This window comes from Arenimonas sp., from assembly GCF_041913985.1.
Classification (GTDB): Bacteria; Pseudomonadota; Gammaproteobacteria; order Xanthomonadales; family Xanthomonadaceae; genus Arenimonas.
The window spans coordinates 1-11,318 of record NZ_JAYSEG010000052.1; the positions used below are offsets into that span (position 1 = coordinate 1).

At 70.7% G+C, this 11,318-nt stretch carries 8 protein-coding genes; 5 read left to right on the plus strand and 3 right to left on the minus strand.

Translation table 11 applies throughout. The features are described from left to right. Positions 1-47 precede the first annotated feature (47 nt). The gene (locus tag ACE3Q2_RS13020) at positions 48-1,730 is read right to left on the minus strand and encodes a GspE/PulE family protein (RefSeq protein ID WP_231698527.1); all 1,683 of its coding nucleotides are present in this window, start codon (positions 1,728-1,730) and stop codon (positions 48-50) included. Positions 1,731-1,874: 144 nt separating this feature from the next. On the opposite strand from ACE3Q2_RS13020, the gene ACE3Q2_RS13025 reads away from it, so the two are divergent. Continuing rightward, positions 1,875-3,743, plus strand: a complete 1,869-nt coding sequence (locus tag ACE3Q2_RS13025; protein ID WP_374474436.1) for a M1 family metallopeptidase — start codon at positions 1,875-1,877, stop codon at positions 3,741-3,743. Between the two features lie 4 nt (positions 3,744-3,747). Beyond that, positions 3,748-4,692: an alpha/beta fold hydrolase gene (locus ACE3Q2_RS13030; RefSeq protein ID WP_231698529.1), complete on the plus strand. Its 945-nt coding sequence runs from the start codon at positions 3,748-3,750 to the stop codon at positions 4,690-4,692. Between the two features lie 123 nt (positions 4,693-4,815). Here ACE3Q2_RS13030 and ACE3Q2_RS13035 read toward each other — a convergent pair whose 3' ends face one another. Both ACE3Q2_RS13035 and ACE3Q2_RS13040 read right to left on the minus strand, forming a co-directional pair. Beyond that, positions 4,816-6,555, minus strand: coding sequence for a M28 family metallopeptidase (locus ACE3Q2_RS13035; RefSeq protein ID WP_231698530.1), 1,740 nt, complete (start codon positions 6,553-6,555; stop codon positions 4,816-4,818). A gap of 115 nt (positions 6,556-6,670) precedes the next feature. Beyond that, a complete protein-coding gene (locus ACE3Q2_RS13040) occupies positions 6,671-7,399 on the minus strand; it encodes a hypothetical protein (protein WP_374474438.1) in 729 nt (242 codons plus the stop codon). 123 nt (positions 7,400-7,522) lie between these two features. Here ACE3Q2_RS13040 and gpmI point away from each other — a divergent pair, with 123 nt between their 5' ends. The 3 genes from gpmI to ACE3Q2_RS13055 all read left to right on the plus strand — a co-directional run. Beyond that, on the plus strand, positions 7,523-9,058 hold the full coding sequence (gpmI, locus tag ACE3Q2_RS13045) for a 2,3-bisphosphoglycerate-independent phosphoglycerate mutase (protein WP_374474440.1): 1,536 nt from the start codon (positions 7,523-7,525) through the stop codon (positions 9,056-9,058). Then, a complete protein-coding gene (locus ACE3Q2_RS13050; protein WP_374474441.1) occupies positions 9,055-10,209 on the plus strand; it encodes a murein hydrolase activator EnvC in 1,155 nt (384 codons plus the stop codon). Before gpmI ends, ACE3Q2_RS13050 begins: the two co-directional genes overlap by 4 nt. 88 nt (positions 10,210-10,297) lie before the next feature. Beyond that, on the plus strand, positions 10,298-11,318 hold a 1,021-nt coding region (locus ACE3Q2_RS13055; protein WP_374474443.1), incomplete at its 3' end, for a hypothetical protein.

The following is an 11,318-nucleotide window of genomic DNA, read 5'->3' on the forward strand; positions in this document are numbered from 1 at the left end:
TATCTCCCGCGCCACGCGCGGGAGATAAGTGAACCTGACCCCCTTTCTTAGTCGGCGCGCACGCGCCAGGCTTCGGTGAGCGAGATCAGGCCCTGGCGGGCCAGGTTCACGGCGGCCTGGGTCAGCGGCACCATGCCTTCCTCGATGGCCGCGGCGTGGATCTCGTCGGCCTCGGCGCCCGGCACGATCAGCGACTGGATGCGCGGCGTCACCACCATGAATTCGTACACGGCGCGGCGCTTGTACACGCCCAGGCCCTCGCAGTGCGAGCAGCCGCGGCCGGCGTGGAACACCTCGTTCGCGCCCACGCCCAGCACCGCGCGGATGTGCGGGTCCACGTCCTCCACGTCCTTGCAGTGCTCGCAGGTGAGCCGCACCAGCCGCTGCGACATAATCGCCAGCAGCGAGGCGCGCAGCAGGTAGGCCTCCACGCCCAGGTCGAGCAGGCGCGTCACCGTGGTGGCGGCGGTGTTGGTGTGCAGCGTGCTCAGCAGCAGGTGGCCGGTGAGCGCGCTCTCGACGGCGATGTTGGCGGTTTCCTGGTCGCGGATCTCGCCCACCATGATCACGTCGGGGTCGTGGCGCAGGAAGTTGCGCATGGCGCTGGCGAAGGTGAACTGCGCCGCGCGGTTGACCTGCATCTGCTGGATCTCGTCGATGTAGAACTCGACCGGGTCCTCGATGGTGAGGATGTTGATGCGCTGCTTGCGCAGCTCCAGCAGCATCGCGTACAGCGTGGTGGACTTGCCGCAGCCGGTGGGGCCGGTGGTCAGGAACATGCCGTGGCTTCGGCTCATCACGTCGTCGATGCGGCGGCGGTCCTCGGGCGTCAGGCCCAGCTGGTCGAGGTCCCACAGGCTTTCCATGGTGTCGAGCAGGCGCACCACCACGGATTCGCCATACACCGCCGGCAGCACCGAGATGCGCAGGTCGATCTCGCGGCCGTCGTCGAGGACGAAGGTGGTGCGGCCGTCCTGCGGCTTGCGGTGCTCGGCCAGGTTCATCGAGCCCAGCACCTTGATGCGGCTGGTCACGGCCGGGTGCAGGCTGCGCATGATGCGGCGCACCGGCACCATCTCGTCGTCGATGCGGTAGAGCACGTCGGTGCCGTTCTCGCCCGGGCGCAGGTGGATGTCGGAGGCGCGGCGCGCCACGGCCTCGGCGATCAGGCCGTGCACGATGCGCACCACCGGCTTCTCGCGCGACAGGCGCTGGGCCTCCTGCTCGCTGGTTTCGACGGTGGCGCCGGTGGGGTCCACGCCGAGCTGGCGGGCCACGTCCCGGTCCTCCACCTGGTCGTAGTGGCGGGCGATGGCGTTGCGGATGTCGCGCGGGGTCGCCAGCAGGGCCTGCACGCGCTGCCGGGACAGGAAGTCCAGGGTGCTCAGGGTTTCGTCGTTGCCCGGGTCCTCCATGGCCACGGCCACGTTGCCGCCGCGCACCAGCAGGGGCACCACCCGCAGGCGGCGGGCCACCTCGGGGCGGATCAGGGCGGTGGCGGTGGCGTCGGGGGCCAGGTTCTCCAGCCGCACCAGGGGCACGCCCAGGGTCCTGGCCTGCCGGTAGTGCGCCTCGGTGCAGTCGTCGCCCAGGGCCAGCCAGTCCTCCAGCGCCAGCGAGCCGTTGTCGCGGTTCCAGGGGTTGCCGGCCGGGGCCACGTCCAGCCAGCTGGCCAGGGCGGCGGGGTCGGCGATCAGGTTCGGGGACAGGGGCTTGGCGTTGGCGGACATGGCAGGCCTCTTGGCAGACTCCCCCCAGTATGGCCCAGCCGGAGGCCGCCGCCTTGACCAGGGTCGGTTTCCGGGCGGTGGTTCGCAGGTCCGGGGCGGCCCCGCTGCGCTAGAATCGGGCAGACCCGTCGTACGGAAACGCCCATGCGCTGCCTCAGCTTCCTGCTCGCCCTGCTGCTGACCCTGCCGGCCACCGCCCAGGACCGCCACGCCGACGAACATTCCTACGCCCAGCCCGACCAGGTGCGCATCCGCGACCTGGGCCTGGACCTGGCCGTGGACTTCGACAAGCACCAGCTCGCCGGCACCGCCACCCTGCAGCTGGAGTGGGCCAACGAGGCCGCGCGCGAACTCGTGCTCGACACCCGCGACCTGGCCATTTCCAAGGTCGAGGCCCGCAGCGGCAAGCGCAAGTGGCGCGAAGTGGAGTTCGCGCTGGCGCAGCGCGACGAGCGCTTCGGCAGCAAGCTCACCATCACGCTGCCGCGCCAGTACGAGCAGGTGCGCATCGCCTACGCCACCTCGCCGCAGGCCTCGGGCCTGCAGTGGCTGGCGCCATCGATGACCTCGGGCGGCAAGACCCCCTTCATGTTCAGCCAGTCGCAGGCCATCCACGCCCGCAGCTGGGTGCCGCTGCAGGACACGCCCTCGGTGCGCTTCACCTACACCGCGCGCATCCGCACCCCGGCCGACGTGATGGCGCTCATGAGCGCCGACAACGACCCGGCCGCGCCGCGCGACGGCGACTACACCTTCGCCATGCCGCAGGCCATCCCGAGCTACCTGATGGCCATCGCCGCCGGCGACCTGGTGTTCAAGCCCATTTCCGGCCGCGCCGGCGTCTGGGCCGAGCCGCAGGTGGTGGACAAGGCGGTGAAGGAGTTCGAGGACACCGAGAAGATGATCGCGGTGACCGAATCCCTGTACGGCCCCTACCGCTGGGGCCGCTACGACCTGCTGATCCTGCCGCCCTCGTTCCCGTTCGGCGGCATGGAGAACCCGCGCCTGAGCTTCATCACGCCCACCGTGATCGCCGGCGACCAGTCGCTGGTCTCGCTCATCGCGCACGAGCTGGCGCATTCGTGGTCGGGCAACCTGGTCACCAACGCCAGCTGGAAGGACATGTGGCTCAACGAGGGCTTCACCAGCTACGTCGAGAACCGCATCGTCGAGGCGCTGTACGGCAAGGAGCGCGCCGACATGGAGTTCGTCATCAGCCGCAACGGGCTGAAGGCGGAAATGGCTCAGATCCCGGCCGAACAGCAGGTGCTGATGCTGCCGGCGCGCGTGGGCTCCGACCCGGAGGACGCGCTGGGTGCGATCGCCTACGACAAGGGCGCCTGGTTCCTGCAGTTCCTGGAGCTGCGCTTCGGCCGCGAGGCCTTCGACCCGTTCCTGCGCGCCTGGTTCGACGGCCACGCCTTCCAGAGCGCCACCAGCGAAGAGTTCCTGGCCTTCCTGAAGGCCGAGCTGATGGCGAAGAACCCCGCGGCCGTGACCGAGGCCGAGGTGATGGCCTGGATGACCGCGCCGGGCATCCCCGACTTCGCGCCGGCCACCGAATCGCCGCGCTTCGCCGCCGTGGACGCCGCCCGCGCCGACTGGCTGGAAGACCGCAAGGCCGCGCGCGACCTCAAGACCTCGGCCTGGACCACGCAGGAGTGGGTGTATTTCCTCGAGGGCATGCCGGAAACGCTGGCGCCCGAGCGGCTGGTCGAGCTTGACCAGGCCTTCCGCTTCACCGGCACCGGCAACGGCGAGATCGCCCAGCGCTGGTACCCGCTGAGCGAGCGCAGCCAGTACTTCGAGGCGCGGCCGGCGATGAGCCTGTTCCTGCGCAAGATCGGCCGCCGCAAGCTGATCATGCCGACCTACGAAGCCCTGGCCGCCACCGCCGACGGCCTGGCCTTCGCCAGCCAGATCTACCTGATGGCCAAGCCGGGCTACCACCCGATCACCAGCGCCTCGGTCGAGGCGCTGCTGGCCAAGGCCAAGGCGGCTCCGGCGCAGTGACGCCATGACGCCCCCGAGCGCGGCCAGCCCGCGCCGGCTGCTGCTGGTGGGCGCCCTGGGCGCCGCGCTGGGTGCCGTCGGTTACGCCGCCACCGCGCCCGAGCGCGTGCTGCAGGCGGAGTTCGCGCGCCAGCGCTGGCTGGCGGGCGCGGAGCGGGTCGAATTCGAAGCCGCCGGCCACACCTGGTCGGCCGTGGTGGCCGGCCGGCGCGACCGGCCGCTGGTGGTGCTGGTGCACGGCTTCACCGGCAGCAAGGAGAACTGGCTGCCGCTGATGCGCGAACTGGCGCGCGAACACCGCGTGCTGGCCGTGGACCTGCCCGGCTGGGGCGAAAGCGACCGCCACCACGACGCCGACTACGGCCCGGTGGCGCAGGCCGCGCGCCTGGCCGAACTGCTGGCGGCGCTGCCGCAGGCGCCCGAACTGGTGGTGGGGCATTCGATGGGCGGGCAGATCGTGGGCCTGATGGCCGCGCGCCACCCGGAAAGCGCGCCGCGCATCGTGCTGATGTCGTCGGCCGGCGTGCGCTTCGAGGAAAACGCCTTCGCCAACGCGGTGCTGGCGGGGCAGAACCCGTTCCAGGTGACCAACCGGCGCGAGCTCAAGCGCTACCTCGGCATCGTGTTCGCCGAGCCGCCGTTCGTGCCCTGGCCGGCCAGCGAGGCGCTGGTGCGCCGCCGCCGCGCCGACGCCGGCTTCGAGCAGCGGGTGCTCGACGGCATCGGCCGCGGCCCGGACGCGTTCGCGCTGGAAGCCGAGCTGGGCAACATCGCCGCGCCCACGCTGCTGCTGTGGTGCCGCGACGACAAGGTGATCGACATCAGCGCCGCGGAGGTGTTCGCCGCCGGCCTGCGCGACAGCCGCTCGGTCATCCTCAGCGGCTGCGGGCACATGCCCATGATGGCCCAGCCCCGCCAGGTGGCCCAGGCCCTCGCCGACTTCCTGTGAAAAGAATAGGGGTCAGAGTACTAATTCGCCTGCAGGCGAATTAGTACTCTGACCCCTATTCTTTTGCTTCGCGAAAGAGAAGGCCGCCCGGAGGCGGCCTTCTGGTTTTCGCGCTGGCTGCGCTTACTGCGCGGCGGCCCCGGCGCGGGAGGCGTCGCGGGCGGCCTTGAAGGCGTTGCCCTCGACGTAGTTCGGCCAGGCCTCGTTGCCGGCCAGCTCGCGGCCGACGCCGTACAGCGCCTGCAGGTCCTGCACCACGCCGCGCAGGTCCCAGTTCGGATCGAACTCGTCCGCGGGCTTGTGGTAGGCCACGTTGGTGTAGTGCGACTGCACCTCGCGGCCGTACTCCACGCCCTTCTCGACGTGGTCGATGCCGCCCTTGGCGTACAGCGCCGGCACGCCGAACTTGGCGAAGCTGAAGTGGTCGGAGCGGAAGAAGAAGCCCTTCTCCACGCCGTCCTCTTCCACCAGCACGCGGCCCTGGGCGTCGGCGATGGGCTTGAGCACGTCGTCGAGCTCGCTGTTGCCGAGGCCGATGACCACGAAGTCCTTGGTCGGGCCGACCACGCTCATGGCGTCCAGGTTCACCACCGCCACCGTGTCCTTGAGCGGGATGACCGGGTTGGCGGCGTAGTACTTCGAGCCCAGCAGGCCCGACTCTTCCAGCGTCACCAGCAGGAACACCAGGCTGCGCGCCGGCTTCGGGTCCTGCACGGTGAAGGCTTCGGCGATCTCGAGCACGCCGGCCACGCCGGTGGCGTTGTCGATGGCGCCGTTGTACACGTGGTCCTCGCCCTCGGCGCCGGCCGCGGCCTTGTCACCGCCGTGGGTCAGGCTGTGGTCGCCCAGGTGGTCCCAGTGCGCGGTGTAGACGATGGCCTCGTCCGGGCGCTCGGTGCCGGGCAGCTTGGCCAGGATGTTGCGCGAGCTGGCCTGGCTGATGCTCGAGTTGAGCTTGGCGGTGAAGGTGGCGCCACCCAGCGGCACGGCCTTGAAGCCGGGCTTGTTGGCCGCGGCGCGCATGGCTTCGAGGTCGAGGCCGGCGTCGGCGAACAGCTTGGCGGCCACCTCGCCGGTGATCCAGCCCTGCAGCGGCAGGCGCGGCTCGGGGTCGGCGCTGGTGGGCAGGTCGTACTGCGCGCCCGACCAGCTGTTCTTCACCACGTCCCAGCCGTAACCGGCGCCGGCGTCGTCGTGGATGATCAGCGCGGCAGAGGCGCCCTGGCGCGCGGCTTCCTCGAACTTGTAGGTCCAGCGGCCGTAGTAGGTCATCTTCTTGCCGCTGAAGAGCGACTCGTCGCCGGCGTGGAAGCCCGGGTCGTTGACCAGGATCACCACCGTCTTGCCGGCCACGTCCAGGCCCGCGTAGTCGTTCCAGCCGGCCTCGGGCGCGTTCACGCCGTAGCCGACGAACACCATCTCGCTGCCCTTCACGAACACTTCCTGCTGCGCGGTGCGGGTGCCCAGCGCCATCTGGTCGCCGAAGGCCAGCGGGGTCTCGGCGCCGCCGAGCGTGATGGCGGCGGTGGAGGTGGCCTCGTCGGCGGTGGTCACCACCATCGGCACTTCCTGGAACCAGCTGTCGCCGTTGCCGGGCTGCAGGCCCAGGCGCTGGAACTGCGCCACCAGGTAGTCGGCGGTCTTCTGCTCGCCGTCGGTGCCCGGGGCGCGGCCGCCGAACTCGTCGGAGGACAGCACCTTCACGTGGGCGGCGAAGTCTTCGGCGGAAATCTCGGGGCCGAAGCCGTGCTCGGCGGCGGCGGGGGCCGGGGCGGCGGAGTCGGCCGTGGCGGCCGGCTCCGGCGCCTTGCTGCAGGCCGCGAGGGCCAGCGCGGCGGCGGCAAATAGCAGGGTATGTCTCATCCGCGGGGTCTCCAGGTGAACGGAAACCCCGATTCTAGCCCCAAACGAACCAGGTTCATTTTATTGAACCAGGTACGCGAACCAGGTTGGATAAAATCAACCTGGTTCGCCGGGTTCAGTTTTCGGGGCGGGGGGCGTCGGGGGAGGCGAGCATGCGGGGGGCGGTGCCGGTCTGCTTGCCGACCTTGGCCGAGGGGTGCACGTACAGCTCCACCTCGCGCTCGAACAGCAGTTCGCCTTCGACCACCGAGCCTTCGCCGATCACGATGCGCGGCAGGCGGTTGCTGTTGCTGCGCCACCAGCTGCCGCTCGGCTTCTCCACCCGCAGGTCGCCGCGCACGGTGGCGACGGTGAGGGTGATGTCGCCGTTGGTGGTGGTGACGTCGCCGCCGACCTCGGCGCGCGTGAGCGAAATGGCGCCGTTGACGTTGCTGGCGTCGCCGCCGATCACGGAACCCTGGCTGGCCTTGATGCCGCCGTTCACCACGTCCACGTCGTCGTCCACCTTCGCCTCGCGGCCCAGGCGGATGCCGCCGTTCACCGCCTCGGCGCTGCGCACGCGGGCGCCCTCGTCGAGCGAAATGCCGCCGTTCACGGTTTCCACGCCGCCCACCTGGGCGTTGCGCTCGATGGTGATGCCGCCATTCACCGTTTCGGCGCTCTGCACCGTGGCGCCCTCGCGGATGGTGATGCCGCCGTTGACGGTCTCGAGCGAGCCATAGGACTGGCCGGACTGGGCGGTGATGCCGCCAAAGACCTTGTCGATGTCCTGCTGGGCCAGGGCCGGGCCGCCGGCCAGGGCCAGGGACAGGGCGATCAGGGAAACGAGGGGACGGACGCGCATGGGTGGGCTCCTTGGTAAGTACCGGTGGGATGCCGGGAACGGGGCCCGGGTTTAAAGCCCCGACGGGCCTACTATCCGCGCCGGGGCTACAATTCGCCCGTGCCACTCGTCCCGGAGCCCGCCTTGCCAGCCCAGACCCGCCCCAAGCCCCTGCTGCTGCTGATCCTCGACGGCTGGGGCCACCGCGACGACCCCGCCGACAACGCCCTGGCCCAGGCCCGGCTGCCCAACTGGCGCCGCCTGCTGGCCGAGTGCCCGCACACGCTGGTGCACACCGAGGGCAAGTTCGTCGGCCTGCCGGACGGCCAGATGGGCAATTCCGAGGTCGGCCACATGAACATCGGCGCCGGCCGCATCGTCTACCAGGACCTGACCCGCGTGGACGCGGCCATCGAAGACGGCAGCTTCTTCGCCAACCCCGAGCTCGTCGCCGCCTGCCGCGCCGCCCGGGCCGCCGGCGGCACCCTGCACGTGATGGGCCTGCTTTCGCCGGGCGGCGTGCACAGCCACGAGGCGCACCTGTTCGCCATGCTCGAACTCGCCCGCCGCGAAGGCGTGCCCGACATCGCCGTGCACGCCTTCCTGGACGGCCGCGACATGCCGCCACGCTCGGCCGAGCCCAGCCTGGCCGCGCTGGAGAAGATCTGCGCCGACGGCGGCGACGTGCGCATCGCCACCGTGACCGGCCGCTACTGGGCCATGGACCGCGACCAGCGCTGGGACCGCGTCGAGCGCGCCTGGAAGGCCATCGTCGAGGCCGAGGCCGACGACACCGCCTCCGACGCGCTCACCGCGCTGCACGCCGCCTACGGCCGCGACGAGAACGACGAATTCGTGCAGCCCACCGTCATCCGCGGCCACCACCCCATGCGCGACGGCGATGCCGTGGTGTTCATGAACTTCCGCGCCGACCGCGCCCGCCAGCTCAGCGCCGCCTTCGTGCAGCCGGGTTTCAGCGGCTTCGCGCGCCGCGTGCCGGCGCTGTCGCGCTTCACCTGCCTCACCGAGTACGACGCCAAACTGCCCGCGCCCGTGGCCTTCGGCCCCGAAGACCTGCGCAACACCCTGGGCGAGGTGCTGGCCGCCAACGGCCTGAGCCAGCTGCGCATCGCCGAAACCGAGAAATACGCCCACGTCACCTTCTTCATGAGCGGCGGCAAGGAAGCGGTGGTGCCGGGCGAAGAGCGTGCGCTGATTCCCTCGCCCAAGGTCGCCACCTACGACCTGCAGCCGGAAATGAGCCTGCCCCAGCTCACCACGCGCCTCACCGACGACATCCGCGCCAGGAAACACGACGTCATCCTGTGCAACATCGCCAACCCCGACATGGTGGGCCACAGCGGCATCCTGGCCGCCGCCATCCAGGCCGCCGAGGCGGTGGACCACGCACTGGGCGCCATCCGCGCCGCGCTGCAGGAAGTGGGCGGCGAAATGATCGTCACCGCCGACCACGGCAACGTCGAGATGATGCGCGACCCGGAAACCGGCCAGCCGCACACCTCGCACACCGTCGGCCCGGTGCCTTTCGTGTACTGCGGCCGCGCCGCCACGCTGCGCGCCGGCGGCGCCCTGCGCGACATCGCGCCGACGATGCTGGCGCTGCTGGGCCTGCCCAAGCCGCCGGAGATGACCGGCCAGTCGCTGGTGAGCCTGGCTTGATCCGCCGGCTCGGCACCTTCGTGCTGGCGCTGTGGCTGGCGGCCGCGCCGGCCGCCGCCCAGGACGCCGACCGCGCGAAGAAGGAAGCCGCGGCCGAGCAGCGGCTGTCCACGCTGCGCCAGCAGATCAGGGCCATCACCGCCGAGCAGCGCGAAGGCGAGGGCGAACGCGCCGCCGCCAGCCGCGATCTGCGCGCCGCCGACGCCAAGGTCAACGAGTCGGTGCGCGCGCTGCGCCGCACCGAGGCCGCCATCGCCACCTCCGAAATCGAGCTGCAGCGCCTGCAGGAACAGCAGGCCACGCTCGAAGCCGGCCTGTCGCAACAGCGCGAGGCCCTGGCCACGCTGGTGCGTTCGGCCTACGCGCTGGGCCGGCACGAACAGCTCAAGCTGCTGCTGGCCCAGGACCGCATGGCCGACCTGGCCCGCGTGCTGGCCTACCACCGCTACTTCCAGGCCGACCGGCAGCAGCGCATCACCGGCCTGATCTCCGAGCTGCGCGAGCTGGCCGCGGTGGCCACGCAGATAGACGACCAGCGCCAGGTGCTGGAAGCCGCGCGCAGCCGGCAGCAGGCCGACCTGGCCGAGCTGGAGAAACAGCGCGGCGAACGCGCCGCGGTGCTGGCCACGCTCGAGGCCAGCTTCAAGGACCGCGCCGCGCGCCTGGCTGCGCTGGGCCGTGACGAGAAAGCCGTGCTGCGCCTGCTGGAGCAACTGCGCGACGCCGTGGCCGACATCCCGCGCCTGGTCGACGACACCCGGCCCTTCGCCAGCCGCCGCGGCCAGCTCGGCCGCCCGCTGGCCGGCACCGTGCTGGCGGCCTTCGGCGGCCGCCTGCCCGATGGCCGCGGCAGCGACGGCCTGCTCATCGCCGGCACCGCCGGCGCGGAAGTGCGCGCCGTGGCCCCCGGCCGGGTGGCGTTCTCCGATTGGCTCAAGGGTTACGGCCTGCTCACCATCGTCGACCACGGCGACGGCTGGATGAGCCTGTACGCCTTCAACGACGCATTGCTGAAGGACGTGGGCGACTGGGTGCGCGCCGGCGATCCGCTGGCCACCGTCGGCAGCTCCGGCGGCCAGGGTCGCCCCGCGCTTTACTTCGAGCTGCGCCGCAACGGCCAGCCGCAGGACCCCAAGCCCTGGCTCCGCTGAGCCGTATACACGTCGAGACTTTTTCTCATCCCGGGGCGCCGGCGACCACGCATCCTGTAGGCTTTCGCCTCTCAAACAGGGGGAAGCCATGCGAATCACTTTGACGGCGATGCTGCTGCTCGCGGCCGGCCAGGCGGCGGCCCAGCCGTACGCCTACGTTTCGAACTCCGCAACGAACGACGTGGCGGTGATCGACGATGCCACCGGCTCGGTCGTCGCCACCATCCCGGTGGGTGCCGGCGCCTGGGGCGTTGCCGTCTCGCCGGACGGGTCCCGGGTCTATGTGCCGAATACGAACTCGGCCAACGTGTCGGTGATCGACACCAGCACGAACACGGTGGCCGCGACGATCCCCGTTGAATTCAGCATCATGGGTGCGGTGGTTTCGCCGGACGGCAGCGAACTGTATGTCGCCAGCATCGGCACTGGCACGGTTTCCGTCATCGACACCGCCAGCAACACGGTGGTCGACACCATCGGCGGCCTGGGCAACTCCTATTTCCTTGATGTCACGCCCGACGGCAGCCAGCTGCTGGTCGCCGACTATTCGGGTGGCAACGTCTTCGTCATCGACACCGCCACGCGGGCGGTCGTCGACACCTATGCCACCGGCAACGGCCCGTTCGTCGTGAACATCACCCCGGACGGCACGAAAGCCTATGCCACCAGCGGCAGTGGCAACGTGGCGGTGGCCATCGACCTGGGCACCGGCACCATGACGCCCATCGCGGGCACGGGTGCCAACGGCGACGTGGCCTTCCTGCCCGACGGCTCGCGCGCCTACTTCACCAACTGGAACACGGGCGGCGTGCTGGTGGTCGATACGGCCACCGACACCGTCATCCAGACGATCCCCACCGTGGCCAATGTCATCGGTGCCTCCACCACGCCCGACGGCACGCGCGTCTACGTCACCAACCGCAACACGGGCGAGGTCTACGTCATCGACACCGCCACCAATACGGTGGTCGACACGCTGGCCGTGGGTGGACAGCCCTATGCCATCGGCAACATGTTCAGCCCGACCGGCGGCACTTCGCCCGGCGTTCGCCTCGACGCCTCGCCGGCCGCGCCGCGCATCTACGCCGAGGAAATCGTCGCCTCGCCGG

What these genes read in the sequence shown, in the direction of transcription:
- ACE3Q2_RS13020 (WP_231698527.1), bottom strand. Translation starts at nt 1,730, where the DNA reads ATGTCCGCCAACGCCAAGCCCCTGTCCCCGAACCTGATCGCCGACCCC.
- ACE3Q2_RS13025 (WP_374474436.1), top strand. Translation starts at nt 1,875, where the DNA reads ATGCGCTGCCTCAGCTTCCTGCTCGCCCTGCTGCTGACCCTGCCGGCC.
- ACE3Q2_RS13030 (WP_231698529.1), top strand. Translation starts at nt 3,748, where the DNA reads ATGACGCCCCCGAGCGCGGCCAGCCCGCGCCGGCTGCTGCTGGTGGGC.
- ACE3Q2_RS13035 (WP_231698530.1), bottom strand. Translation starts at nt 6,555, where the DNA reads ATGAGACATACCCTGCTATTTGCCGCCGCCGCGCTGGCCCTCGCGGCC.
- ACE3Q2_RS13040 (WP_374474438.1), bottom strand. Translation starts at nt 7,399, where the DNA reads ATGCGCGTCCGTCCCCTCGTTTCCCTGATCGCCCTGTCCCTGGCCCTG.